Here is a 25,451-nt window from a genome sequence, read left to right as displayed (position 1 = left end):
GGATCACCAGCCGCCATAGGGCCCCGTGTTGCGGCTGCCGCCGCGGCCCGCGTCCTTGACCGCTGGCCGGACGTCTGCGAGGTAGATGGACGCTGCCACCACGGCGGCGAGCCCGAAGAGGCCAAGCGTGCCGAAGATTCCGCCGCTGCTGAAAAGCGAGATCACACCGATCAGGGTGGCGCCGCCAGTCAGGGCCAGCCAGAAAGTCTTGGTCCGTTTGCCGGTCGCCTCAAAGGCGGCGGGCTTGTGCCTGACGCAGTCCAGCAGAGCCCACACCTCAAGTCCGAATGCCACCAGGGCAAGGAGAAAAAACACTGCCAGCTCTACAGGCCTAATTATCAGTTCACCGTCCACCGTCCAAGCCTAACGGCCCAGCGAGTCCAGCGCCTGTTTCAAATCGGCCCAGAGGTCCTCAATATTCTCGATGCCGACGCTCAGGCGCACCAGGTTGTCCGGAACGCTCAGCGGCTCAGCGGCGTGCCGGCGGCGCCGTTCGATCAGCGATTCCACCCCGCCCAGGGAAGTAGCCGGTAGCCACAGCTGCAGCGCGCGGACCAGTTTGTCCGCGGCGTCCGCTCCGTTCAGCCCGGCGACCGGCGCGATCTGCACGCACACAATCGACCCGAAACCCGTCATCTGTGTCTTGGCCCGCTCGTGGCCGGGGTCGGTGGGAAGGCCCGGGAACCGGATGCTTTGAATCAGGGGGTGGGTGCTGAGGCGTTCGGCCAGGACCGCGGCGGAAGCCTGCGACCGTTCCACCCGCAGGGCAAGGGTCCGGAGCCCGCGCAGTGCCAACCATGCCTCGAACGGCCCGGCAATACCGCCGTGGATGATGCGGTGGTGCAGCAGCGCTGCCCGGATGTCCGGATTGGACGTCACCAAGGCGCCGAGGACGACGTCGGAATGCCCGGCCAGGTACTTGGTCACCGAGTGAAGAACGACGTCGGAACCCAGGCTCAGCGGCTGCTGGACCAACGGCGTGGAGAACGTATTGTCCGTCACCACAATGGCGCCCACCTGATGGGCCGCCGCAGTGAGTTCGCGGATATCTGCGATGCCCAGCATCGGGTTGGTGGGGCTCTCAAGCCACAGCATCCTGGCCGCTTTCGCGTCCGGTCCCTGCGGCGCGAGCTGTGCTTTGACCGCGTCAGTATCCGCGATGTCCACAGTCCGCAGTTCCAGGAAGCCCTTCTGAGCCAGCTCCGTGGCCATCACGAGCGAGCCCGCGTAGCTGTGCGACGGCATCACCAGGACGCCGCCGGCGGGCAGCAGGGAGAGCGCCGAGCTGACGGCCGCGAGCCCGGACGCATAAAGCAGGCCCGGCAGTTCAGATCCTTCAAGCTGGCCGAGGGCCTCTTCAAAGGGATCCCAGGTGGGGTTGGAATAACGGCCGTAGCCACGGTCCCCGTCGGCCAGCGCTCCCGTGCCGAAGTACGTCGAGGACAGCACGATGGGCGGGTTCACGGGCTCGTCCCGCTCACGCGGCGGCCGGCCGGCGGCAACCACCACGGTTTCGGCCGACAGGGACGCTGCGTACTGTTCCGAGAGACTCATGGAGAAAGCGTACTTGGACGTGCGGCGGCCCCCGAAGTCGGTAGTCTTGAGCAGTGACCACCAACAGCCCCGGACTTTTCATCGCCTTCGAGGGCGGCGACGGCGCCGGCAAGTCCACGCAGGCGGCCCGGCTTGCCGAGACCCTGGAAACACGTGGCCTGACGGTCCTGCGGACCCGCGAACCCGGCGGGACGCCCATTGGCGAAAAACTGCGTTCCCTGGTCCTGGACCACGGCCATGGCCACATCGACGCCCACACGGAGGCGCTCATCTTTGCTGCTTCCCGCGCAGCCCATGCCGGCCAGGTGATCCGCCCGGCGCTGGAACGCGGCGAGGTTGTCCTGACGGACCGCTACATTGACTCGTCCGTGGCGTACCAGGGGGCGGGCCGGGATCTGGGTGCCGACGCCGTCCGCACCCTCAACGAATGGGCGACGTCGGGGCTGCAGCCCGATCTCACCGTGTTGCTGGACGTGGACCCCGCTGACGGCCGCCGCCGGCGCACGGCCGGCGACGCCGCCGAAGACCGCCTTGAGTCAGAGGCCGATGAGTTCCATTCAACAATCCGCGGGGCGTTCCTTGACCTGGCCGCCAGCCGGCCGGAGACCTATCTGGTCCTGCCGGCGGACCTGCCCGTCAACGAACTTGCCGCGCGGATCCTCACCCGGGTGGATGCCCTGCTCGCGTCTTCCGGGCGGGGCGCCGCATGACTGTCTGGGACGATCTCCAGGGCCAGCCCGCCGTCGTCGAACAGCTCCGCCAGGCGACGCTGGGCGAGGGACTGACCCATGCCTGGCTGTTCACGGGCCCGCCCGGCTCCGGGCGCTCCAACGCCGCGAAGGCCTTTGCGGCCGCCCTCAACTGCGACCAGGACGACGTCGCCAGGCGTGGCTGCGGCGAGTGTCCCGCCTGCCTGACCATCCTCGGTGAGACCCATTCGGACGTGACGTTCGTCAGGACCGAGAAGGTCACCATCACCATCGATGAAGCCCGCGACCTGGTGTCCACTGCGGGCAACCGGCCGTCATCCGGGCGCTGGAGGATCATTGTGGTGGAGGACGCCGACCGCATGGCCGAGCGGACCACCAACGTGCTTCTGAAGGCCATCGAGGAACCCACGCCGCGGACCATCTGGATGCTGTGTGCGCCGTCGCCCGCCGACGTCCTGGTGACCATCCGTTCCCGCTGCCGGGCCGTCGCGCTTCGCCTTCCCCCCGCCGCCGACGTCGCCGCTTTGCTGGTCAAGCGCGACGGCGTGGACCCGGTCCTCGCCGAACGCGCGGCCCGCGCGGCGCAAAGCCATGTGGGGATCGCCCGCCGGCTGGCGCGGGACCCTGAGGCGAGGGAACGCCGGCTGGAAACGGTGAGGTTCCCGCTGGGGCTGCGCGGCGTGACCGCGGCGGTGATGATGGCGGACAAGCTGGTGAAGATCGCCACCGCGGAAGCCAACAGTTCCAATGAAGAGCGCGACGCCGCCGAGAAGGCTGCGCTGCTGGCCACCCTGGGTGCACCGGAGTCGGGGACGCTCCCGCCGACCATGCGCAGCCAGGTCAGGCAGCTGGAAGACGACCAGAAGCGACGGGCCAAACGATCCATCACGGACTCCCTGGACCGGACGCTGACGGACCTCCTCTCGTTCTACCGGGATGTGCTGATCATCCAGCTCGGGAACGCCGTGGAGCTGGTAAACGTTGAGCTCAGGGGTGAGCTGGAGGAATTCGCCGCCCGGTCTGCCCCGGAGACCACCCTCGCCCGCATGGACGCCATCAACAAAGCCCGCCAACGCATCACCACCACCAACGTTGCTCCGCTGTTGACCATTGAGTCCATGGCAGCCAGCCTGATCTAGCAATAACTAGGAGACCGCTCGATGACTGCACGCCCCCTGCCCGCACGCTCCCGATCCTTGGTGATTGGGCTGCGGGCCGCCGGCGCCCTGATCCTGGCCCTGACGCTGGCCTCGTGCGGCCTCTTTGGCGGGGACACCCCGGACGCGGCCCCGGCCACGGCGAAAGCAGATCCTTCCATCGTGGCGTCCGCGCCCGCCGGCCTGGACACCTTCTACTCCCAGGAGGTCGTGTGGGAGCCCTGCGAAAACGGCTTCCAGTGCGCCAAGGTCACCGTGCCTGTGGACTATGCGCAGCCTGACGACGACAAGATCCAGATAGCCGCGCTAAAGGCTCCGAGCACCGGCTCGAAGACCGGCAGCCTCCTGGTCAACCCGGGCGGTCCGGGCGGGTCCGGCTACGACTTCGTCAAGGATGCGGCCGGCACGCACTTCTCGCAGTCTGTCCGGGCCAACTACGACGTGGTGGGCTTTGATCCGCGCGGCGTCAAGCGCTCCGCCCCCGTTACGTGCCTGACGGATGCCGAGCGGGACGCGTCCCGGGCAAAGGTCTATGCATTGGAGACCGACGCCGGACTTGCCGCCGCGTTGGCCGACAACAAGGCCATCGCCGCGCAGTGCGCCGCGCAGACCGGTCCGGTACTGGGCCACGTCGACACTGTCAGCGCGGCCAAGGACCTGGACATCCTGCGGGCCGTGGTCAATGACTCGAAACTTAATTATCTGGGGTACTCCTACGGCACGTTCCTTGGTTCCACCTATGCCTCGCTGTTCCCGGAAAATGTGGGCCGTATGGTCCTTGATGGTGCCCTGGATCCGTCCATCAGCAACGAGGAGCTGACCAGCGGCCAGGCCGTGGCCTTCGAAAAAGCCATCAGGGCCTATGTGGCCAGTTGCCAGCAGGAATCCTCGTGTCCGCTCAGGGGGAACGTGGACAGCGGAGTCCAGCAGATCCGCGACGTCATCACCGCGGTGCAAAACACACCTTGGCAGGCCAAGGACGGCCGCCTGGTGAACGCCACGATATTCGTCAGCGGCCTCATCACTCCGCTGTACAACGACCAGAGCTGGCCTGCCCTGACCCAGGCCCTCGAAGCTGCACTGAACGGTGACGCCAGCCTGATGCTCCGCCTGGCGGACCTCGGCGCTGACCGCGGCGCCGACGGGAAGTACACGTCCAACTCCACCTTCGCCTTCGGCGCCATCAACTGCCTGGACTACCCCATGGTGTCCGACACTGCCGCCATGCGCGCGGAACAGCAACGGCTGATGCAGGCCTCCCCTACGCTGGGCTACTTCTTCGCCTACGGCGGCACCAACTGCGTGGACTGGCCGTACAAGAACCTGCGCACCCCGGCCCCGGTGGAATACACCGGGAAAGCCCCGATCGTGGTCATCGGAACCACCGGCGACCCTGCCACCCCGGTGGAATGGGCCGCGTCCCTGCGTAAACAGCTGGGCAACGCCTCGCTGATGACCTGGGAAGGGGAAGGCCACACGGCGTACGGCCGGGCCAACAGCTGCCTCGAAGACGCCGTGGACAGGTACCTTGTGGACGGAACGGTTCCCGCCGACAACACCGTCTGCTGAGGTGTTTTTGTCGCCCATTTTGACCCGGGCGCAGGGACTCTATTACAGTTGACTCTTGCATGAACCGCCCGGTTACGCCGGGAGATTTTATGCGGTGCTTCCTTAGCTCAGTCGGTAGAGCGTTTCACTCGTAATGAAAAGGTCATCAGTTCGATTCTGATAGGAAGCTCGGGATAAACCCCCTAGAAACCAAGGTTTTTAGGGGGTTTTTCGCTGGTTAAGCCGGGACCACCCTTAGAGGTCAGGGCACACTTATGGCACACTTTGCACTCCTTCCGAACACGGTCGAACCCAAGAGATGAAGCGATTGTAGTCGGGACCGAAGGCGTCCCACCCTCCGACCTCAGCGCTAAGGTGGGGACATGATGGTGGACATGACGGCCACCGAATGGGCAGAGGGCCTTGCCTACGCGTTGAAAAACTCCGGGCATGGCCCGAACAGATCACGTTGGCTTCGGCGGACGACGAAGCAGGTTTCGAACGCATCTTGGAGACTGCCCGACGGATCGCGGCAGACGCAGGGTGGCAGGTCATCAACCTGTGCATTGAGGACTTCAAACGGGACTACCGCCTCCCAAAGAGTGGTTATCTCGTCCTTCAGAGTGGGAAGAGTCCGTTTGCACCCGAATTGGTCTCAGCAGTGGCAGCATTCCAGCACCTGGTCCGGGACGACTTGCCCGTGGCCCTTCTGGTCGTCGCCTCACCCAAGGCGATAGAGGCTTTCCGTAGAGAGCCTGCGTTGGGGTGGCTCAGTCGGGCCGAAGCCATCAGCGAAGCTGCTACGCAATAACGTAGATTTCTGGTCGTACGCGGCGCCCGCGTGCGACGTCCACGAACGATGGCCATCACCATGTCGCAGTCCCCGTATATGCTCCCGCCATGCACCTTATACGCAACGACAGCAATGGACGATTCTGTGTTAGGACGTCTACAGGCAGCGAATACATCGTTTCCCTTCTTGCAGAACGAAAGATCTCTCGGAAGGTGGCAGCAGCTGCGCCCGAATCGGACTTCCTCCCCGGAGGGCTGTCCGAGCTCCGTCGCGATGGGGAAGAGTTGGACCTACTCATGCTCGAGGCCTGCCGCGTCGGCGCACCAGCCCTCTTCTGGATACAGGTACGCAACGATCACATCCCCACTCTCAGAACGACGTCTCCAGTCGTTTGCATAGTGCCACTCGATTAGCTGGATGGGCCCGACAGATAGCAAAACCACCCTGTGGCGCGTGCTCCTGGACGCAGGACAAAATCACCCTCACCTCGTCCTTGAACAGAACGTTGCCGCTCATTCTGTCGGGCCTAGCCGCTAGCCTGCCCGTATGAGTGAAGTTATTTGTCCCATCGTCGTCGCAGGAGACGTCCATGGGAATCTTCCGTGGATGAGGATGCTGATCCGTTCAGCCAGCGCGGCAGGGGCTAGGACCATTCTTCAGGTTGGCGACTTGGGGTTTCTGTGGCCTGGGAGAAACAAAGGTCGCTTCGATGCCAAGCTGGACCGGTATCTGGGCGAGGTTGGCGTCGAGCTAATAAGTGGAGAAAAATCGGCGTCAGCTTGTGGCCGGGCATCGAAGAAGTCGAGGTACTGACATCGAGAAACTCATCGCCGGAGTTCCCTTGGACATCCTGTTGACGCATGACGTTCCAGCAGGTGTCCAGCTGACGAGCGACTTAGAACTGTCTGATGAAACGAAAAGCCCGGGCTCAGGTGAGCCGCGATCTACTGCAACCGATCCGGCGTCGAACTGTGGGGGGTGTTTTTGCGGTAGAGATCACACGCGGTGACGTGGCGGATAGCAGTGCGAAACCCTGCCCCTTAAATGGGAAAGTCACGGGAACCCGGCTCTCTTTATCCTGGGTCTCGGCGAACTCCCCACCAGGGCCTGCGGCGACGTAGCATCTAAGTAGGCGGCAGCCAGGAGTGTGGCGAAATGTTTGAGCGATTTACGGACCGTGCCCGTCGCGTAGTTGTGCTTGCCCAAGAAGAGGCACGCATGCTGAACCACAATTACATCGGCACCGAACACATCCTTCTGGGTCTGATCCATGAAGGTGAGGGCGTTGCCGCCAAAGCTCTTGAGTCCTTGAGCATTTCGCTCGACGGCGTGCGTGAGCAGGTGCAGGAGATCCTCGGCCCGGGCCAGCAGTCCCCATCCGGCCACATCCCCTTCACTCCGCGGGCCAAGAAGGTGCTGGAGCTCGCGCTCCGCGAGGCCCTGCAGCTGGGCCACAACTACATCGGCACCGAGCACATCCTGCTCGGTCTCATCCGTGAGGGTGAAGGCGTTGCCGCGCAGGTTCTCGTCAAGCTCGGAGCGGACCTTGACCGGGTCCGCCAGCAGGTCATGCAGCTACTCTCGGGCTACCAGGGCAAGGAAACCACCGGCGCAGACCTAGGCCCGGGCCAGCCCGAAGGTACCCCTGCCGGCTCCGTTGTCCTGGACCAGTTCGGCCGCAACCTGACCCAGGCTGCGCGCGAGAACAAGCTCGATCCCGTGATCGGTCGCGAATCCGAAATGGAACGCGTCATGCAGGTCCTTTCCCGCCGCACCAAGAACAACCCGGTGCTGATCGGTGAGCCGGGCGTCGGCAAGACCGCCGTCGTTGAAGGTCTCGCCCAGGCGATTGTCCGCGGCGATGTCCCGGAGACTCTCAAGGACAAGCAGCTCTACACCCTGGACCTGGGCTCCGTGGTGGCCGGCTCCCGGTACCGCGGTGACTTCGAAGAGCGGCTGAAGAAGGTCCTGAAGGAGATCCGCACCCGCGGCGACATCATCCTCTTCATTGACGAGATCCACACCCTTGTCGGCGCGGGTGCGGCCGAGGGTGCGATCGATGCGGCTTCGATCCTGAAGCCGTTGCTGGCCCGGGGCGAGCTGCAGACCATCGGTGCCACTACCCTTGATGACTACCGTAAGCACATCGAGAAGGATGCCGCGCTGGAGCGCCGCTTCCAGCCGATCCAGGTCAAGGAACCCTCCGTGGCCGACGCGATCGAGATCCTCAAGGGCCTGCGTGACCGGTACGAGGCGCACCACCGGGTCACCATCACCGACGGCGCGCTGGTCGCCGCCGCCAACCTCTCGGAGCGTTACATCTCGGACCGCTTCCTGCCGGACAAGGCGATCGATCTGATCGACGAGGCCGGTGCCCGGCTGCGCATCCGCCGGATGACGGCCCCGCCGGAGCTCAAGGCGATGGACGAGGGCATCGCCGCCATGAAGCTGGAGAAGGAGTCCGCGTTGGATGCGGAGGACTACGCGGGTGCCGCTTCGCTGCGCGCCCAAGAGCAGAAGCTCATCGAGGTGCGCAGAGAGAAGGAACGTCACTGGAAGTCCGGCGGCATGGACGATATCTCCGAAGTGGATGAGGAACTGATCGCGGAGGTGCTGGCGAATGCCACCGGTATTCCGGTGTTCAAGCTCACCGAGGAGGAGTCCTCGCGCCTGCTGAAGATGGAAGACGAGCTGCACCAGCGCGTGGTGGGCCAGGAGGAGGCGATTAAGTCGGTTTCGCGGGCGATCCGCCGCACCCGTGCGGGCCTGAAGGACCCGAAGCGTCCGGGCGGTTCGTTCATCTTCGCCGGCCCCACGGGCGTCGGCAAGACCGAGCTGGCCAAGGCCCTGGCTGAGTTCCTGTTCGGTGAAGACGATGCCCTGATCACCCTGGACATGTCCGAGTACTCGGAGAAGCACACGGTGTCGCGTCTCTTCGGTGCCCCTCCGGGCTACGTGGGTTACGACGAGGGTGGCCAGCTGACCGAGAAGGTCCGGCGCCGACCGTTCTCCGTGGTCCTCTTCGACGAAGTGGAGAAGGCGCACGCAGACCTCTTCAACTCACTCCTGCAGATCCTGGAAGACGGCCGCCTGACCGATAGCCATGGCCGGGTGGTGGACTTCAAGAACACCGTGATCATCATGACCACCAACCTCGGCACCAGGGATATCTCCAAGAGCGTGGCCACCGGCTTCCAGTCCGGCACAGACATGCAGACCGGCTACAACCGGATGCGCGCCCGCGTCACAGAGGAGCTCAAGCAGCACTTCCGCCCCGAGTTCCTGAACCGTGTTGACGACGTCATCGTGTTCCCGCAGCTGACCCAGGATGAGATCATCCAGATCGTGAACCTGATGATCGGCCGTCTGGAGCAGCGCCTGGCGGACAAGGACATGGGCATCGAGCTCACCACCGCAGCCAAGGTGCTGCTGGCAACCCGCGGGTATGACCCAGCCATGGGTGCGCGGCCGCTGCGCCGCACCATCCAGCGCGAGATCGAGGACCAGCTCTCCGAGAAGATCCTGTTCGGCGAGCTCCACGCCGGCGACATCGTTGTAGTGGACGTGGATGGCGAAGGCGACGACGCCAAGTTCACCTTCGCAGGAAACACGAAACCGCGGATCCCGGACGCACTGCCGGCCGCGAGCTAACCAGGAAAACCCCGTCTGACCACCGTTGAGGCGGCTGAAGTCCGGTGTCTCACCACACTGCCCTGCAGGCGAAGGATTCCATGACGCCTGAGGATCCAGCCGGGGTGCTGCTATGGCGTGGCCAAGGCGGGGGTGCGGCCCGCCCTGCGATAAGGGGCAGAGCTGGACCCGTGCGCCATTTGAGGTGCCGCTGTGCCTCCGGAAATGGTGGGTTTGGATCCAGGTCGGGGTGCCGTGTGCGGTCCCGGTGGCAGCCCGGGAGATCAGTGGTCTTCGCCGCCTTTGTGTGCGTCTAGGGCGCCAGTCGGTGGTAGGCAGAAGCAAAATGTATGAGCGGGTCCGGTACTTCCGCCGCTGGAGCGTCACTACCCATCGCAAGGACCTCTCCCACGATGAGCAGATGCGTGGCCGCCGGATGGATGGCAACCGTTCGCAGTTCGAAGTACGCGATCGATCCGTCGAGGATCACCGATCCGGTGGCGGGGCCACGGCGGTAGGGAACCTGGGCCAGCAGGCCCTCAACGGGGGCCCCTGGACTGGCCAGCCAATCCGCCGCGCCTTGGTGCTTGCTGCGCAGCAGACTCAACGCCCACCTACCCGTCGTGGCAATTGCTTCGCCAATGCGTGAGCCCGCGTAGAGACTGACAAGCATCGTAGGCGGATCATAGGAGACGGAGAGAAAAGCAGTCACTGTTGCTGCGTAGTCGCGCTTGTGCAGCGACGTAGAAACCACGGCGACACCGGCCGAGATGTCCGCGCTGAGCACGCGGTACAGATCGATGTCCGCTTCGGAAGGCTGTTCGTCGCCAAGGCGATGCGCGTCCAACGACCCTGGAGTCTCCATAAGCACATCGTTTCACGCAGTGAGCACATCAGGGCCTGCAGGTCGAAGATCCTGGACATCCTGGCACACGACAGGACTGACTTTTCAGCTGCCTACCCTGAACTGGCTGCCAAGGCCGTGGATGTTACCGCCCAGCACGCGAACCGCATCCCGATGGGTTGCCGCTTCGGCGACCTGTTTATGGATCTGCGGGAGTTCCGTCACCGCGTTCCCAAAAAGCGTGTTGCAGAAATCATTTCCAGGGTTATGCCCTGCAAATCCTCGGACCTGACGCGGCTCGAAAAGCTCAGCCATCCCCCGGAAGACCTCAAGGACCAGCAGCTCGCCGTCTACTAGGCAGTTGCCCTGGGCGCCGACCCTATTTGGGCGCGCACCGGCTTTGGCGTCACTCGTCTTCGCCCGAAAATCCTGATGAAGGACCTCATCAAGGTCAATCGCCCCTGGGTCATGCTTGTGAGGACTTTGAACCGGCAGCTCCAGGAGCGACCGCCTCATTGGAGAGGTGCCGGCATGCGCTGAGGATCATCCAGTGCGAAGGTCGGCGTCCTTATTAGCAACCGTCCGCTTCCGGGGTTTACGGTGCCCCAGCCGTGGAACGATGAGGCATGACCTCCCCTTTGATGGAACCTTCAGGATTGATGGCCCGGTCTTGGTCCGCTGCCATCCGGGAGCGCATGCACCGACAGCACATTTCAGAATTTGTTCTCGCTGGGAAGATCGGCGTCTCGCAGAACTATCTGGCGAAGCGGCTCCGCGACGCCGCACCGCTGACCCTCAACGATGTGGACGCCATCAGCCGAGCACTGGCCATCCCGGTATCGACCCTGGCTATGGAGGCAGCGGCCATGGCCGACCCATCCCGCCGGTGGAAATAGGACCAGCGGCCCCTTACCGCCGACGGCATGGTTTGGGCACCGCGATTTCATCTCGTTGTCATGTGCGGCTGCTCGTGTCCGGCCATGGATGAAGTGTTGATGGTGCCAGGTTCTGCCGCTGTTCGTGATTTGTCGGGCCGCGCCGGGTTCGACGTCGACTTCCTGGGCCTTCCGGTCCGTGTCCCGGCCCTGGCAGGCATCGAGACGGTCCTGCTGCCCTACACACACTTCTCGGTGCTCATGCGGCTGGATAAACGCCTGGCCGCCGTCGCCGCCCTCGGGATTGACGGGGAGAAGCTGATGGACCTGGACAGGTCCGGCATCCAGTGGCGGCTGGACCCCAGGTTGGCCGAAGACCAGCAGACCGGTGAGCAGCTCTACGCGCGCAACGACATTGACCGCGGACATCTGGTCCGGAGGGCTTCAGCTGTCTGGGGTGATACCCCGCCAACAACGGCCGCTGGCTCATCGTCTTCACCGGACCAATCTTCGGTGACAACGATCCGGTATACCGGGGCGTGGACATACCATTGCTGTTCTTCAAAGCCGCCGCTTTCCTTCAGGATGGGGAGCTCGCAGCCACCGGCTACATCGTGGACCAGTCGCCGCAGCTGGCCGAGCTGCCCGATGTGCCCCGGCCGGGGGCCGTGGACGTGGCGCCCCCGCTTGGCCCGTTCCGGACATTTCAGGTCCCCATCCGTGACATCGCGACCCTCACCGGCCTGAACTTGGACCAGCTGGTGGCAGTTGATCGGATGCCCATTGCTGCAGAACTGCCCACTGCACGGGTGACGTCGACCTGGCGGAAGCTTGTGTCCCTGGAAGACCTCGATTTGGACTTCGATCTGAACGGCGACTGATATGCGGGAAGGTTTGTCAAGCGACCATTTGCCGTGACCGGGGCAAACTGTCGTGTCAGAAAGTGCGGATGGCGATCAGCTGCCGTCCGGGCCTCGATGGTGGCTGTAATCTCCACTCCCATACTTTAACGCCGGCGCAGCCGCATATGGCGTGCATGAGGTGCTGCGAGGTGCGGGTCAAGCCCAGGGTCCCTTGGGCTGAACCGACCTCGGCGGCTGACGGAGGATCACGGAGCCTGCCGCAACCCACGCGAAACCGATAAGAAGGATTGGCAGCTCGATGTGCATGAAGCCCGTCGCAGCTGACGGCAGGGGCACCAACCCTGCAACAAGCGGAACCATCGACTTCCCGGCTGGGCGCGCCAAACGGCGGAACTCGATTCCAAACGAAAGCATGGCGAAGAAGATGCCGAGAGTGCCAGTCAGAACCAACGCGGAATAAGGGAACACGAAGTCATCGCCCCGGGAAATTTCGGCGCCGGGCACCAGTTCCATAACGGACGCCGCCAAGATGGCAACAACAGCGGCGCCTGCAGCAACTGCCCCAATGACCACACGCCGCCTTTGCGGTTCTGGTAACCCCGCGAGCAGTAGTAGGAGAGCCAGTGCGCACAGCATCTAGCCGATTTGCAGCAATAGCGCCGGTTGGACGCCGGTGGCAAGAATGACGCCGGCCTTGGCCATCCACGCTGCGCCCGCCGCGACCAGAAGCACCGCCGGTACACGTTGGGTGGCCACAACGTCCCCGCTCAGCCGTTCGGGATTGTGAGCTCGACCGGCGAAGCCTCCGCAGGCCCACCGCATTGGGCCGAGCCGCCGACCCGCTTCCAGTCCAGATCCGCGTCCGTTTCGGCAAGGAGCTCACCCGTGGCGGACAGCGCTTTGGCGGTCACTTGGTCCGGCGAACCCATATTGACTACGGTGAACCGCCACGTATCGGCGTCGATCCGCGCAGCGTAGAACGGGGCCATGGTGGGCTGCACATCCGGTGTGCCGTCAGGTACGACAGGAGCCCTGGCATCCAGCGGCGTTGTTACGACAATACGCGGCGCTGCTGACCCAGGCTCTGGACGCAGCTCCGAACATGCGCCATCGGCGCACAGCTGCACCGTGGCTACCCGCGATACGTCCCCATACAATTCAACGGTGACCGAATTGACCCACCCGATGGCGGGACATACGTTAGAGCAGCCAGCAAGCGGAAGGCAAACCGCCAGCATCAGTACAGCTGGCCGGACAAGGAGTCCCCACACTCTTTCCATGCGGCCAGTCTAGGCGGTGCATGCACTGCGGCGCCGGAGCCGTCCCCCTAAGATGGCGTGCATGGATGACAAGGCGCTGGCGGCGATCGCGTTCGAACTGTATGCCCTGCCTTTCGACGAATTTGTGGCTGCCCGGACCGCGGCAGCCAAGGCCGCCACCGGTTCCGGCAAGGAGCTCCTTGCCGCGGTCAAGGCCTTGCCAAAACCGTCAGCGGCGGCCTGGGCGGTCAACATGGTGGCCATCCATGAACCGGAAGTGCTCGCGCAGCTGGCCGAGCTCGGCCAACGGATGCGGTCGGCCCAGGCAGCCCTCGACGCCGCCGCCCTGCGCGAACTGGCGCGGGAACGCCGCACCCTGCTAGCGACCGCCGTCGACACCGCCCGCTCCATTGCCGAACAGCAGGGACGCAGCATCAGCGCAACGATTGCGGCCGACGTCGAGCGGACCCTGCAGGCGATGACCGCCGACGAAGGTGCCACCGCCGCCGTCCAAAGCGGACTGCTGGTCCAGGCACTGTCCGCCGACGGTGTGGACACTGTTGATCTCGATGGCGCCGTAGCGGTGCCCGGGGCAGTGCCGGCGCCGCGCGCCACCACACAAGGTCGCCCCAAACAGCCACCGGTGGCCACTGCGCCAGAAGAAGCAGAACGGACGACGGCGGAACCCGGCACGAGCAAACGCGCGGACGAACCGCGCCTCAAGGCTGTCCGGGAGACTCCGCGGCCGGCCTCACCCTCGGCCCTGGAGAAGGCCAACGCCGCGTTGGCCGAGGCCAAGGCAGCAGAGGAGGAGTCCGCCCGGCTGGCCGTGGACCGGCAAAGTCAGCTGGCGGACACGGAGGCTGAAGTCGCGGACCTGACCCGCGAAACACGTGAGCTCCGCGACCGGCTCAAAGCCGCCGAGGAGCAACTAGACAATGCCCGGAAGAATCTGGGCACGGCGGCGGCCGAGGCCAAGCAGGCGGCGCGGGCAGCAGATAAGGCCAAGCGTTCGGCCATGCTCGCGCAGGAGCGCGTGCTGCGCCTGGGCAACACGCGGGACTGATGAACGGTTATTGTCAGACCCCGGTTGCAGACTGGATTTATGGAAAACCAACTTGCACAGGAATTTCACGTCACGTACTTCGACGCCGATTGCGGCCGGATCAGCAGTGAAATCTTCGACTCCCTGAAAGAAGCCGAACGATTCGCCAGCCGGAACTGTGGCAGCGAGGAATCATGGGCCGTCATCGACGCTGTTGCCGTGGGGCAGGCCCGGATCGCCGCCTGAAGGCTCAGCCGGAAATACCGCTCAGCCGGAACGGCTTTCCGGCCTCCCGCCGGCGGCGGCATCCTCGGCGAGCCGGCGTTCGGCGTCGGCCACTTGCTCGAACACGGATTCCGCGCGGCGGCGCACCGAAGCCGCCCCCACCGGGACGGGACCGACGGCGAGCCGGAGCATGGCTGCAGCCTCGGCAGTGGTGGCCAGTGAATTGCCCGCCTTCGACAGCGACCGGTGCACACCGGCCAAGGCGCCAGGAATGTCCAGCCCCTCGCTGGGCGAACGTCGCTGGGCTTCGACACAAACGACACGGACACGTTCCAGGAGCCCCGCCAGCTCGTTCGCGACTTCCACGAGTTCCGCGTAAAGCTGCTCGTCTTCGACCCCTTCGAGGACCTGGTGATAGCGGTCCAGGCCGCGCTGGAAGCGATCGTGGGCGCGGCGCCAAAGGCCCTTGCCCAGCTCAGCATCGTCTTTGCGCCCCTGGCGGGCTGCAGTAAAAAATCCCATGCAGGAGCCTAGAGGTACTGGCCGGGGCCGTGGTCCGGGTCCTCCGGCCGGCCTGACGGCACCGGACCGGGACGCTGGCCGGCGGTGGCCCTCTGCGGCTCACCGTTCTCCCCGATGACCACACCGGGGGCGATCATGGTGCCCGGGGGAAGCTGCTTCAGGTGCAGCTGCGCGGCGACCTGATCCCGCGCGGCGTGCTGGGCGGCGATGGCCGTCTGGATGCCGTGGAAGAGGCCTTCCAGCCATCCCACGAGCTGGGCCTGGGCGATCCGAAGCTCCGCGTCCGACGGCGTGGCGTTCTCCGGGAAGGGCAGGCTGATCCGTTCCAGTTCTTCAACGAGCTCGGGGGCCAGCCCGTCCTCGAGTTCCTTGATGGAACGCTCGTGGATCTCGGCCAGGCGTTCGCGCGCGGCGTCGTCCAGCGGAGCTGACTTAACCTCCGCCAGGAGCTGCCGGATCATGGTGCCGATCCGCATGACTTTCGCAGGCTCGTCCACCAGGTCCTGCAGGTTGCTGCCCTTGGCCTTGCCCCCGGCCGCCGGGCCGCCCGCCGCGGGGCCACCAGCCGCGGGCACGGTAGCCACCGGACCGGTGCCGGGTCCGAAGTCGCTGGCAGCTGCCGGACCAGCCGGTTCGCCGTTGTCGAGGGTCCTGCCCTCAACGGGGACATCATCAGGCTGAGTGTCTGTCGGATCGCTCATGCGTTCATACTCTCACGAGCGGAGGACGCGCAGACCAGTTGATGAAGCCGGCCAGTTGATGAAGCCGGCCACCCTGGTAAAGGCTGGCCGGCTGTCAACGTCGGCCGGCAGCATCAGCAGCACCGGCCCTGCGGGTTGGTGTCCTGGCGGTCCGTCCGGTCCCGCCAGAACTCGCGTTCCGTCAGAGGGGGCTCCCCGTGTCCGGCCGCGTGGTGGTGCTCCAGGTACTTGGCGTACGCATCGGCACCGAGCACGCCGCCGAGATACCGGGCGAAACCCCGGAACCCTGTTGCCACCGCGGCCAGACCGGTGCTCATTAGTGGTGACCTGGCCTTTCAAACCGCAGCTCGGCCGGCAGCTTGTTCCATTCGGCCTGCAGCTCACGTTCCGCGGGTGTGGGGATCAGCCCGGCGGGTGCGAAGACCTTGGACGGCCGGGCCTCATCCTCGTTGTCAACGTTCGGCAGCCCTGCGGAATGGTTGCGGAAGGCCTTGATGGTGGCCACCAGGGCCATGGCGATGACGGTGATGCTCAGCACCACAAAGATAACGGACAGCCAGCCCTGGATCGCGGTGTTCCGCACCACGGCTTCCATGGCGGCAACGCTCTTGGCTGAACCGAACTCCGTCTTGCCGTCCGCGAGTGCCTTGCTGAAGGCTGCGTTGTTGGCGAAGTAGCCGACGGCGGGCGTTGGGGAGAAGATCTTCTGGTAACTGGCGGTGATGGTCACCACTGCCGCGAACGCCAGCGGCACCGCAACGATCCAGAGGTACTTGAAGGTCCCCCGCTTGGCGACGATGGCCAGGCACACGGAGAGCGCGATCGCGGCCAGCAGCTGGTTGGCGATGCCGAACAGCGGGAACAGCGTGTTGATGCCGCCCAGCGGGTCGGTCACGCCCATGAGCAGCACGGCACCCCAGGCGCCCACCATAACGGCGGTGCACAGCCAGGCCCCCGGCCGCCAGGAGTGTTCCTTGAACTTCGGGACGAAGTTGCCGATGGAGTCCTGCAGCATAAAGCGCGCAACACGCGTGCCGGCGTCGACCGCGGTGAGGATAAACAGCGCCTCGAACATGATGGCGAAGTGGTACCAGAACGCCATCAGTGCCGTGCCGCCGATGAACTGCTGCATGATGTGCGCGAGGCCGACGGCGAGCGTGGGCGCACCGCCGGTCCTGGACACAATGCTTTGCTCGCCGACGTTCCTGGCCGTCTCCGACAACAGATCCGGGCTGATGTTCACTCCGGCGAGGCCAAGGCTGTTGACCCAGGCGGCCGCGGTTTCCACCGTGCCACCGGTCAGGGCGGCCGGTGCGTTCATGGCGAAGTAGAGCCCACGATCAATGGAGATGGCCGCGACCAGCGCCATGATGGCCACAAACGACTCCATCAGCATGCCGCCGTAGCCGATGAAGCGGGTCTGGCGTTCCTTCTCGATCAGCTTCGGGGTAGTGCCCGAGGAGATCAGGGCGTGGAAGCCGGATAGGGCCCCGCAGGCAATGGTGACAAACAGGAACGGGAACAGGGCACCGGGGAACACCGGTCCGTTGTCCCTGCTGGCGAACTCGCTGAAGGCCGGGACATTGATCTCGGGGCGGACCACGATGATGGCCAGCGCGAGCATCACGATCACGCCGATCTTCATAAACGTGGAGAGATAATCGCGGGGAGCGAGGAGCAGCCAGACCGGAAGGATGGCGGCGATGAAGCCGTAGACAATGAGGCCCCAGGCAATGGTCACCTTGTCCAGGGTGAAGAACGCGGAACCCCATTCGGTCTCCGCCACCAGCCCGCCGCCGATGATGGCGGCCATCAGCAGCACAAAGCCGATCAGGGAGACTTCCATGATCTTGCCCGGCCGGATGTAGCGCAGGTAGACGCCCATAAACAGCGCAATCGGGATGGTCATGCCCACCGAGAACACGCCCCACGGGCTTTCGCCCAGGGCATTAACGACGACGAGCGCGAGGATCGCCACGATGATCACCATGATGAGGAGGGTGGCGATCAGTGCTGCGGTGCCGCCGATGACGCCCAGTTCCTCGCGGGCCATCTGGCCGAGGGAACGGCCGCCGCGGCGCATGGAGAAGAACATCACCAGGTAGTCCTGGACGGCGCCTGCGAGCACAACGCCGATGATGATCCAGATGGTGCCGGGGAGGTAGCCCATCTGGGCTGCGATGATGGGCCCGACCAGCGGGCCGGCGCCGGCGATCGCGGCGAAGTGGTGGCCGAACAGCACGTTGCGGTCCGTGCGGACATAGTCCTTGCCGTCAGCCTTGTATTCCGCCGGCGTGGCGCGGCGGTCGTCCGGCTTGGTGATGAGGCGTTCAATCACCTTGGAGTAGAAGCGGTAAGCGATCAGGTAGGTAGAGACCGAGGCAAAAACGAACCAGATCGCATTGACGGTCTCGCCACGGACGATAGCCAGCATGAACCAGGCGACGCCGCCGAGCAGGGCGATGGCTGCCCACAGGGCGATCTTGGCCGGGGTCCATTTCTTGTCTTCAGCCTCGCGGACGGCCTCATCCACGGCCGTTGGCGGAAGCTTCGGATCGGCCGTCAACGGGCCCCTTCCTTTCGCTGCACTTACCGGTTCGTCAGGCCTGCTGGCCATGTCTCCTCCTTGAGATTTGGTGCTTCAGTGAGTTGCTCAAAGGCACCCTACCAACGCCGCACCAACAAGGAGGCGGCATCGTGCTCGCGCCGCGTGTCATTGCGGTGAACGGCGGACGGGAGGCGCCGAGCGCACAAAAGCCCCCGTTCAGGGTTTCCTGGACGGAGGCCTTCGTGAATAATCCCGGGCGGGAGCCGTGGCTACGCGTGTGCGTAAGTGAGGCAGTCCGCGTTGTCGACGCCGGGGCCCACATGGACTTCGGGGGCGTTGCACATCAGGTGGTCGTTATGAACGCATTCGACACGCTGGCATGCTCCGACATCTGCCAGGACCTTGGGCAGCCCGCCGTGTGTGCCGGTGTCGATGAACGTGGCGCAGCTGGCGTGGTCCTTGCTCCCGCCCACGGTGATGGCGTGGGCCGAACAGCCCTCATGGTCATTAAACGAGCAACGGGTAACACTGCAATCGGCAACATGCGTTGTCATAAGAGGTTCCTCCGTACTTCGGCCGTCCGGGACGGACAGCGCCCTGAGTCCCACGGTAGGCCTGTTGGGTCCAATCAAAAAGACCCAACTGTGTGACCTAATTCCCGGCCCGCCCCCAATCAGCTGCCACGGCAGAGCGCTCAGGTCCCCACCTCGCGGCGGGACACCGGAAGCCTTGCCCGGGTAAACAGCCAGGCCAGGGCCGCACCGGTGAGCGGCACCGCGATCAGCAGCGCCACGAGCTGGAGCCAGGGAACGACGGCGGTCCGCGCCATCCCGGTTGCGGTCACCAGCAGCACGGCGGGCACTATCCCGGCAACACTGCCCAACACAGTTCCGAGACCCGCCGTCATCAGGGCCTGCGAACCTGCCAGCGCCTTCCGCAACCGCGGGGCCGCACCCACCCCGGCAAGGGTCACGTGGTCTTTCCGCGAATCCGCCATGGACAGGCCCGTGGTGATGCCGGCCGCGCTGAGTGTGATCAGTGCGCCCAGGCCCACGATGGACCAGAGGATCAGCGAGGTGTCCCGCTCCGCTCCGCGCTCCACAAGCGGGGTCCCGTAGCGGTCCTTGTAGATGGCGGCGACTGCGGCGGACATTTTGTCCATCTGGACGGCATCGGGGTAAGCGCTGAACTGGACCAGCAGGGCGCTGTCATCCACGCGCATTCCGGCCGCCGCGGCAGCTTCCGGGGATACCACTCCGTAGTACGGCACATTGACCTCCGGCGCCAACACAGCCGCGGCCACGTCCGTCCGCGCCGTCTCCTCGTAGCCCTGGAAGGCGCCTGTGGCGGGGTCGGCGCGCGCGGGCTTGCGCACGTCCCGTGCCACCAAGGACGTCTGCCCGTCGCGGACGAACACGGGGTTGCCGACTACCATTCCGCCGGCCGCCAGCACGTCGCGGGCTTCGGCCGTCGGCACCGTTCCGAACAGCCTTTCGACGTCATCGGCAGTTCCGACGATCATCGAGTCGGCCCTTCCCTGGGACTCATACGGACGCATTGGCCCCTGGCAGCGCCAGTCCTCCGGATCCAGGACACGCCCGCCGGCGGTCACGGGACACGCGTTGCCTTCCGGCGTCGCCAGCGAATATTGCAGGCAGCTCGACGTCGGCGTCTGCGGGGGCGACGCGTCCGCCAGTTCCGGCCGCATATCGCAGTTCCGGGTGTCGGCTGTGCGCAGGACACTGGTCCATTCGACGGTGTCCACAGCGCCATCCAATGCGGACGCCACCGCAGCGGGGTCAATCCGCACCGGGTCCGGCACTGTTCCGTCAGCCAGTAGGGGTTGCGCCACGGACAACGGCAGGACCGCCTGGTTCTGCAACGCGGACCAGTAGTGGTTTTGCTGCTCGTTCGCCTGTTGGCTGGCGGCCAGCACCATGCCGGCACTCGCCAGGGTGGCCGCGGCAAGGACGGCGGCAACAGCCGGAACAGTCCGGCTGCGGTTCCGCGAAGAGTCCCGTGCGGCCATTCGCGCAGCCAGGGGAAGGCGTCCGGCACGCCTGGCAAGGAGGGTCACCACCTTGCCGGTCAGCAGGACCAGGGACGTCACGCCAAGTACCGCGCCGCCCAGCAGGAACCAGACGACCACCGGCGTCCTTGAGCTGAACACGTCAGGGTCGTCGCTGCTGACGGCGAGCCACGTGCCGGCCGCGAGCGCAGCGGCGGCCACGCCCAGCAGGACAGCACCCACCACGGTGGGCGCCCTGCCGGCCGACGCCGGCGCCCGCCCTGATTTGAGTGCGCCGAGGACGGCCTGACGTGCCACCTGCCGCGCCGGGGCCAAGGCAGCCAGGAGGCAGGCGACAAAACCCATAATCATCACCAGGACCGTCAGCAAAGCGTCCGGATGGAAACCCGGGAAACGGACCGATCCGTTCAGGCGCGCAACCATCACCACCCCGGCGGCCGCTGCCAGCCCCACCGCGGCGCCGGCGGCCACGCCAAGTCCGCCGAGCCACAGGCCCGCCGCCATCACCACCGAACGGATGGTGGGGCTTTCGGCCCCCGTCGCGGCGAGCAGGGCCAGCTCCCGGACCTGCCCTTTGGCGCCCACGGCAAACGCGGCTCCCGCCAGCAGGCCCACCTCCAGCAATGCCAGGGCGCCCAGGAGCGCCCCGGCCGCATAGGCGGCGAGGGGCACCGACGCGCTGGACGAGGTCCCCGCGCCCTCCGGCCCGCGCTCCTCTTGGGGCGGCGGATTCAGCACCACGGACCTGGACAGCACGGTGACACCCACGGCGTTGGCCGCCAGCACCTGGGTCCAGGTCACAGGCACGGAACCCACCAGGTAATACATGGTGGACTTGATGGCGGACACGGTTGGCTCGCGGACAGCGGAGTCCGGCGGAACAGGAACGCCCACGTCGCCCTGGCCGGGCTTGAGGTAGACGATGGAGTTGCTGTCCGAATAGCCCGCATCGCGGAGGGTTCCGACCGCAACAAACGTCCCGGCCGACGTCGGCAGTTCCTCCCCCAGTCCCAGCCCGAACCGCTCCAGCAGCCCCGGCGACACAAGCATCTCGGCATCGGTCCCGGCGGCTCTGCCGTCCAGCAGCGTGTATTTTCCGGCAAATGCCGGGGCCAGGGCGTCCACTGCCCGGCCCACCACCCGCACGTCCGCCGCCCCCGATTCAGCGGTGAGGTCGAGGGTGGATTCTGTGAGCACGTCGTAGCCGGCCGGGATCGCGTCCTGCGGATCAGTCGGCGTGAAGCCAGGGTTGCTGTCCCAGTCGCTCGTGGTGATCTGCAGCTCGTCGACCGGGTGCTGGACCATGACCCCGTTGGCCATGGGCATGGGCCGGAACCGCGCCTGCGTTTTGCCGAGCTGGTACTCCACGCGCTCGGCGGCGGTCTCCTGGGTGCTCTGGACCAGGGTGGCCGCCCCGGCCATGGCGGCCACGGGGAGCATGATCAGCAGGATGATCAGGAGGGAGCGCGCTTTGTGGCGGCGGATATCGCGCCGCGCCATCCGGACGGCGACGCGGAAAGCCTGCCGACGCCCGCCGGGCGCCGGTGCGAGGGTGAGTGCCACGTCAGCTGCCGGCCTGTGCGAGGAGCATGGCGGGATCGTGCATGGCCGCTGCCTGGTCCACAATCCGGCCGTCCCGGAGGAACACCACCCGGTCAGCCCACGCAGCATGCCGGGCCTCATGGGTCACCAGCATCACGGCCGCACCGGCATCGGCACGTCCGCGGAGCACTTCCATCACGCCGTGGCCTGTGGTGGAATCCAGGGCTCCCGTGGGTTCGTCCGCCAGGATCAGCCGGCGGTCGCCCACGATGGCCCGGGCGATGGCCACCCGCTGCTGCTGCCCGCCGGACATCTGGTCCATAAAGCGGTCCGCGAGTTCCGGGATGCCCACCTGCCGCAGCGCATCCAGCGCCTGGCGTTGCGCCTTCCGAGTGGCCGTCCCGTCCAGTTCCAGCGGCAGCGCCACGTTCTCGGCCGCGGTCAGGGTGGGGACAAGGTTGAAGTCCTGGAAGACGTAGCCGACGGCGCGGCGGCGCAACCGGGCGAGTTCGTTAAGTCCCAGCCCGCCCAGGGGTGTTGATTCCACAAAGACACCGCCCGACGTCGGCCTGTCCAGTCCCCCTGCCAGCGCCAGGAGGGAGGATTTCCCGGAACCTGACGGACCCATCACGGCGACGAACTCGCCCGCCCTGATGCTGAGGTCAACCTCGCGCAACGCGGCGACCGCCGTCGCGCCTTCACCGAACGTCCTGCTGACCTTGGCGAGTTCCAGGACCTGCTGCGGCCCTTGGACGCTCATCGGCGGATATCCGCGATGAGCGGGGCAGCCTCTTCCACAGTGACCCCGTTGGACGATTTACGTGGTGTGTCCTGGCCTGCGGTCTGCGCCTGCTGCAGCATCCGGGCCTCGCAAAGATCCAGCCAGCGGACCTCCGCTTCTGTCTGGAAGATCAGCGAATCCAGCACCAGCAGCCAGGCGGTGTCCGCCGCCCTCTGGTTGGCGGCGGTGTCGCGGCGGGCCTTGGTGTAATCCTGCAGCGCGCGGATGGACGCCACCCGCTGGGCCTGGATGATGCCCTGCACATCCACGCCCGGCAGCGTGACCGCGAGCGCCAGTTTGATGGCCAGCTCGTTCCGGGGCGGGTTGTTGCGCTCCACGGGGGCGGCAAACCAGTTCTGCACTTCCGCCGTGCCGGCGGCGGTGATGCTGTAGACGACGTGGCCTTCGCCATCACTGCCGTCATTGCTGACCAGGCCGTCGCGTTCCAGCCTGTCCAGGGTGGTGTACACCTGCCCGATATTCAGGGGCCAGGTGGACCCGGTCCGGTTTTCGAACTCAACCCTGAGCTGGTAGCCGTAACGCGGCTGGTCCTGCAGCAGGGCAAGGAGGCTGTGGCGGATGGACATGATGCTCCTAGCGGTGGCGTCAGCGTCGGCATGCACGGACCCCCAAGACCCGTGCATACCGCGTATAGAGTGAGGCTAACCCAGTCCGCCATGCAAAGCAATACTCAGTATCTACCTTGGCTACATGACCAGCAGGACCTTGCCCACATGGTCGCCGCTGTCGAAGTACCGGTGGGCGGCCGCGGCCTGGTCCAGCGGGAAGGTCTTGGCCACCAGCGGGCGGATCCGGCCGTCCGTGATAAGGGGCCACACGGATTCGCGGACGGCGTTCATGATGGCGCCCTTCTCCGCCACCGGGCGCGGCCGCAGTGCCGTGGCAACCACTGCCGCGCGCTTCCGCAGGAGCTGGCCAAGATCCAGCTCCCCCTTCGTCCCGCCCTGCAGGCCGATGACAACGAGCCGGCCGTAGTCCGCGAGCGCATCAACGTTCTGCGCCAGGTATTTGGCACCCACGACGTCGAGGATCACGTCGGCACCCTTGCCGCCGTTCTGCCGCCGGAGGCTTTCCGGAAAGTCCTCTTCGGTGTAGTTGATGGCGATGTCCGCGCCCAGGAAAGCCTTCGCCGTCCCCACCTTTTCCGCGCTTCCCGCGGTGGTGGCCACCCTGGCGCCGAATGCCTTGGCCAGCTGGATGGCCATGGTGCCGATCCCGCCGGTGGCGCCGTGGATCAGGACCGTCTCGCCTGCCTGCAGCTGCGCCGTCATGATCAGGTTGGAGTACACCGTGGCTGCGACTTCCGGCAGTGACGCAGCAGTGACCACATCAACGCCGTCGGGAATCCTCAGGACCTGTTCCGCCGGCACCGCAACCTGTTCCGCGTAGCCTCCGCCGGCCAGCAGGGCCACCACCTTGTCGCCCACGGAGAACGCCTTGGTGACGCCGGGTCCGAAGCCGGCGATCCGCCCGGAGACTTCCAGCCCGGGAATCTCGGACGCGCCCGGCGGGGGCGGGTAGAAGCCCCTGCGCTGCTGCACGTCTGCGCGGTTCAGGCCGGCGGCGACGACGTCGATCAACACCTCGCCCTGCCCGGGCACCGGCGCGTCCACTTCGCGGACCACCAGCACCTCCGGACCACCGGGTTCTGTTATGTAGACCGCTTTCATGGAGAACTCCCGTTTTCTAGCTGATTCGTGCCCCAGAACCAGTGTGCACCGGACGCACGGCAGACTCTGTTTTGTTGCAGCCAACTGCCTATGAAACACTACTCGTTAGGGAAGGTTGTCCGAGCGGCCGAAGGAGCTAGTCTTGAAAACTAGTGTGCGGTAACCCCGTACCAAGAGTTCGAATCTCTTACCTTCCGCGAATGGAACCCCGGCACGCCACATAATGGCGGGCCGGGGTTCTTCGTTTTAATCGGATTCCGCGAACTTTTCGTTGAAACTGTCAGTCCCCGGGCATAGTGTCGTTCCTGTCTCTACCGGCCCTTTTGAGGCCGACCTATCCGCCTGCACACATCAAGGAGCCATCATGCCTGCACCCGAGATCACCCCCGGCGCACCCTGCTGGATCGACCTCATGACATCGGATATCACCAAAGCCCGCCAGTTCTACGGCGAACTCTTCGGCTGGGAGTACGAAACCGGCGACGAGGAAATGTACGGCGGTTACACCACCGCCCGGAAGAACGGCAAGACCGTGGCCGGGCTCATGCAGAAGGGTGAGGACGAGGCCGGCATGCCCGACGTCTGGTCCACGTACCTCCGCTCGGACGACGCCGAGGCCACTGCGGCCGCTGTCACGGCCAACGGCGGTGAGGTGTACATGCCGCCCATGGATGTGCCGGAGCAGGGCCACATGGCCATCTTCGGTGATGCCGCCGGCGCGGCCGTCGGAGTTTGGCAGCCGCGCGAGATGAAGGGGTATGAGCTAGTTGCCGAGCCCGGCGCTGCCGCATGGCACGAGCTCCACACCAAGGACTACGACGCCGCCGTGAAGTTCTACCAGGCAGTATTTAACTGGGACACGGATGTTATGAGCGACACTCCGGACTTCCGGTACACCACCCTGGGCGCCGGGGACTTCGCCAAGGCGGGCATCATGGACGCCTCCGGCTACCTGCCGGCTGACGTTCCGTCCAACTGGCAGGTCTACTTCAACGTCGAAGATGCGGACGCTTCGATTGAGAAAGCTGTTTCGCTCGGAGCCACCGTCATTGACGGACCGGAGGACTCTCCGTTCGGCCGCCTCGCCTCGCTGGCCGACCCCACCGGAGCAATGTTCAAGATCATTGCATAAGT

Annotated in this window: 24 protein-coding genes, 2 tRNA genes and 1 pseudogene; 13 read left to right on the top strand and 14 right to left on the bottom strand. The window is 65.5% G+C overall.

Annotation, left to right across the window (positions count from 1 at the left end; translation table 11 throughout):
- Nucleotides 1–3 precede the first annotated feature (3 nt).
- Complete coding sequence (locus AC3IT0_RS04045) at nucleotides 4–354, bottom strand: DUF2516 family protein (RefSeq protein WP_489322509.1); 351 nt, start codon at nucleotides 352–354, stop codon at nucleotides 4–6.
- A gap of 9 nt (nucleotides 355–363) precedes the next feature.
- On the bottom strand, nucleotides 364–1,554 hold the full coding sequence (locus AC3IT0_RS04040; protein ID WP_489322508.1) for a trans-sulfuration enzyme family protein: 1,191 nt from the start codon (nucleotides 1,552–1,554) through the stop codon (nucleotides 364–366).
- Between the two features lie 53 nt (nucleotides 1,555–1,607).
- Here AC3IT0_RS04040 and tmk point away from each other — a divergent pair, with 53 nt between their 5' ends.
- From tmk to AC3IT0_RS04015, 5 genes are all read left to right on the top strand, one after another.
- Nucleotides 1,608–2,264 (top strand): dTMP kinase, encoded by a 657-nt coding sequence (gene tmk / locus AC3IT0_RS04035; RefSeq protein ID WP_489322507.1) that lies wholly within the window; start codon nucleotides 1,608–1,610, stop codon nucleotides 2,262–2,264.
- Nucleotides 2,261–3,403 carry a DNA polymerase III subunit delta' gene (locus AC3IT0_RS04030; RefSeq protein WP_489322506.1) on the top strand — a complete coding sequence of 381 codons (1,143 nt, stop codon included), beginning with the start codon at nucleotides 2,261–2,263 and terminating at the stop codon, nucleotides 3,401–3,403. The genes tmk and AC3IT0_RS04030 overlap by 4 nt, the downstream gene beginning before the upstream one ends.
- A gap of 21 nt (nucleotides 3,404–3,424) precedes the next feature.
- Nucleotides 3,425–4,990, top strand: a complete 1,566-nt coding sequence (locus AC3IT0_RS04025; protein ID WP_489322505.1) for an alpha/beta hydrolase — start codon at nucleotides 3,425–3,427, stop codon at nucleotides 4,988–4,990.
- A gap of 96 nt (nucleotides 4,991–5,086) precedes the next feature.
- Nucleotides 5,087–5,159, top strand: a tRNA-Thr gene (locus tag AC3IT0_RS04020).
- 1,758 nt (nucleotides 5,160–6,917) lie between these two features.
- Nucleotides 6,918–9,413 carry an ATP-dependent Clp protease ATP-binding subunit gene (locus tag AC3IT0_RS04015; RefSeq protein ID WP_489322504.1) on the top strand — a complete coding sequence of 832 codons (2,496 nt, stop codon included), beginning with the start codon at nucleotides 6,918–6,920 and terminating at the stop codon, nucleotides 9,411–9,413.
- 292 nt (nucleotides 9,414–9,705) lie between these two features.
- Here AC3IT0_RS04015 and AC3IT0_RS04010 read toward each other — a convergent pair whose 3' ends face one another.
- Complete coding sequence (locus tag AC3IT0_RS04010) at nucleotides 9,706–10,239, bottom strand: flavin reductase family protein (protein ID WP_489322503.1); 534 nt, start codon at nucleotides 10,237–10,239, stop codon at nucleotides 9,706–9,708.
- Between AC3IT0_RS04010 and AC3IT0_RS04005 the strand changes: the two genes are divergently transcribed.
- The 4 genes and pseudogenes from AC3IT0_RS04005 to AC3IT0_RS03990 all read left to right on the top strand — a co-directional run bounded on the left by AC3IT0_RS04005 (nucleotide 10,228) and on the right by AC3IT0_RS03990 (nucleotide 11,992).
- Complete coding sequence (locus AC3IT0_RS04005) at nucleotides 10,228–10,593, top strand: hypothetical protein (RefSeq protein WP_489322502.1); 366 nt, start codon at nucleotides 10,228–10,230, stop codon at nucleotides 10,591–10,593. The two genes, AC3IT0_RS04010 and AC3IT0_RS04005, sit on opposite strands and share 12 nt — an antisense overlap.
- A gap of 269 nt (nucleotides 10,594–10,862) precedes the next feature.
- Nucleotides 10,863–11,132 carry a helix-turn-helix domain-containing protein gene (locus tag AC3IT0_RS04000; RefSeq protein ID WP_489322501.1) on the top strand — a complete coding sequence of 90 codons (270 nt, stop codon included), beginning with the start codon at nucleotides 10,863–10,865 and terminating at the stop codon, nucleotides 11,130–11,132.
- Between the two features lie 27 nt (nucleotides 11,133–11,159).
- Nucleotides 11,160–11,513 (top strand): annotated as a pseudogene (locus AC3IT0_RS03995) (hypothetical protein); the annotation flags it as partial.
- An 86-nt stretch (nucleotides 11,514–11,599) separates the two neighbouring features.
- Entirely contained in the window at nucleotides 11,600–11,992 is a 393-nt protein-coding gene (locus AC3IT0_RS03990) for a DNA/RNA non-specific endonuclease (protein WP_489323714.1), read from the top strand.
- Between the two features lie 177 nt (nucleotides 11,993–12,169).
- Here AC3IT0_RS03990 and AC3IT0_RS03985 read toward each other — a convergent pair whose 3' ends face one another.
- Both AC3IT0_RS03985 and AC3IT0_RS03980 read right to left on the bottom strand, forming a co-directional pair.
- Nucleotides 12,170–12,487 (bottom strand): hypothetical protein, encoded by a 318-nt coding sequence (locus AC3IT0_RS03985; RefSeq protein WP_489322500.1) that lies wholly within the window; start codon nucleotides 12,485–12,487, stop codon nucleotides 12,170–12,172.
- A 254-nt stretch (nucleotides 12,488–12,741) separates the two neighbouring features.
- Nucleotides 12,742–12,963 (bottom strand): hypothetical protein, encoded by a 222-nt coding sequence (locus AC3IT0_RS03980; RefSeq protein WP_489322499.1) that lies wholly within the window; start codon nucleotides 12,961–12,963, stop codon nucleotides 12,742–12,744.
- A 352-nt stretch (nucleotides 12,964–13,315) separates the two neighbouring features.
- Between AC3IT0_RS03980 and AC3IT0_RS03975 the strand changes: the two genes are divergently transcribed.
- Both AC3IT0_RS03975 and AC3IT0_RS03970 read left to right on the top strand, forming a co-directional pair.
- Nucleotides 13,316–14,299 (top strand): hypothetical protein, encoded by a 984-nt coding sequence (locus AC3IT0_RS03975; RefSeq protein ID WP_489322498.1) that lies wholly within the window; start codon nucleotides 13,316–13,318, stop codon nucleotides 14,297–14,299.
- A 39-nt stretch (nucleotides 14,300–14,338) separates the two neighbouring features.
- The gene (locus AC3IT0_RS03970; protein WP_489322497.1) at nucleotides 14,339–14,524 is read left to right on the top strand and encodes a hypothetical protein; all 186 of its coding nucleotides are present in this window, start codon (nucleotides 14,339–14,341) and stop codon (nucleotides 14,522–14,524) included.
- Nucleotides 14,525–14,545: 21 nt separating this feature from the next.
- On the opposite strand, the gene AC3IT0_RS03965 is transcribed toward AC3IT0_RS03970, so the two are convergent.
- The 9 genes from AC3IT0_RS03965 to AC3IT0_RS03925 form a co-directional block, all read right to left on the bottom strand.
- Nucleotides 14,546–15,025 (bottom strand): hypothetical protein, encoded by a 480-nt coding sequence (locus AC3IT0_RS03965; RefSeq protein WP_489322496.1) that lies wholly within the window; start codon nucleotides 15,023–15,025, stop codon nucleotides 14,546–14,548.
- A gap of 8 nt (nucleotides 15,026–15,033) precedes the next feature.
- Complete coding sequence (locus AC3IT0_RS03960) at nucleotides 15,034–15,726, bottom strand: bacterial proteasome activator family protein (protein WP_489322495.1); 693 nt, start codon at nucleotides 15,724–15,726, stop codon at nucleotides 15,034–15,036.
- A gap of 113 nt (nucleotides 15,727–15,839) precedes the next feature.
- Nucleotides 15,840–16,043, bottom strand: a complete 204-nt coding sequence (locus AC3IT0_RS03955) for a YbdD/YjiX family protein (protein ID WP_489322494.1) — start codon at nucleotides 16,041–16,043, stop codon at nucleotides 15,840–15,842.
- Nucleotides 16,043–18,343, bottom strand: coding sequence for a carbon starvation CstA family protein (locus AC3IT0_RS03950; protein WP_489322493.1), 2,301 nt, complete (start codon nucleotides 18,341–18,343; stop codon nucleotides 16,043–16,045). Before AC3IT0_RS03950 ends, AC3IT0_RS03955 begins: the two co-directional genes overlap by 1 nt.
- Nucleotides 18,344–18,543: 200 nt before the next feature.
- Entirely contained in the window at nucleotides 18,544–18,828 is a 285-nt protein-coding gene (locus AC3IT0_RS03945) for a DUF1540 domain-containing protein (RefSeq protein ID WP_489322492.1), read from the bottom strand.
- A 140-nt stretch (nucleotides 18,829–18,968) separates the two neighbouring features.
- Nucleotides 18,969–21,866 carry an FtsX-like permease family protein gene (locus tag AC3IT0_RS03940; RefSeq protein ID WP_489322491.1) on the bottom strand — a complete coding sequence of 966 codons (2,898 nt, stop codon included), beginning with the start codon at nucleotides 21,864–21,866 and terminating at the stop codon, nucleotides 18,969–18,971.
- A gap of 1 nt (nucleotide 21,867) precedes the next feature.
- Nucleotides 21,868–22,605 (bottom strand): ABC transporter ATP-binding protein, encoded by a 738-nt coding sequence (locus AC3IT0_RS03935; RefSeq protein ID WP_489322490.1) that lies wholly within the window; start codon nucleotides 22,603–22,605, stop codon nucleotides 21,868–21,870.
- Complete coding sequence (locus AC3IT0_RS03930) at nucleotides 22,602–23,213, bottom strand: PadR family transcriptional regulator (protein WP_489322489.1); 612 nt, start codon at nucleotides 23,211–23,213, stop codon at nucleotides 22,602–22,604. The genes AC3IT0_RS03935 and AC3IT0_RS03930 overlap by 4 nt, the downstream gene beginning before the upstream one ends.
- Before the next feature lie 120 nt (nucleotides 23,214–23,333).
- Nucleotides 23,334–24,317, bottom strand: coding sequence for an NAD(P)H-quinone oxidoreductase (locus AC3IT0_RS03925; RefSeq protein WP_489322488.1), 984 nt, complete (start codon nucleotides 24,315–24,317; stop codon nucleotides 23,334–23,336).
- A gap of 109 nt (nucleotides 24,318–24,426) precedes the next feature.
- On the opposite strand from AC3IT0_RS03925, the gene AC3IT0_RS03920 reads away from it, so the two are divergent.
- Together AC3IT0_RS03920 and AC3IT0_RS03915 are read left to right on the top strand one after the other, a co-directional pair.
- Nucleotides 24,427–24,514: transfer RNA gene (locus AC3IT0_RS03920), tRNA-Ser, on the top strand.
- A gap of 167 nt (nucleotides 24,515–24,681) precedes the next feature.
- Nucleotides 24,682–25,449, top strand: coding sequence for a VOC family protein (locus tag AC3IT0_RS03915; RefSeq protein ID WP_489322487.1), 768 nt, complete (start codon nucleotides 24,682–24,684; stop codon nucleotides 25,447–25,449).
- The last annotated feature ends 2 nt before the right edge of the window (nucleotides 25,450–25,451 follow it).

This window comes from Pseudarthrobacter sp. KH_020_B (assembly GCF_057840185.1).
Note: the sequence above shows the minus strand (reverse complement) of the source record. Positions and strands in the feature narration are given on the sequence as shown.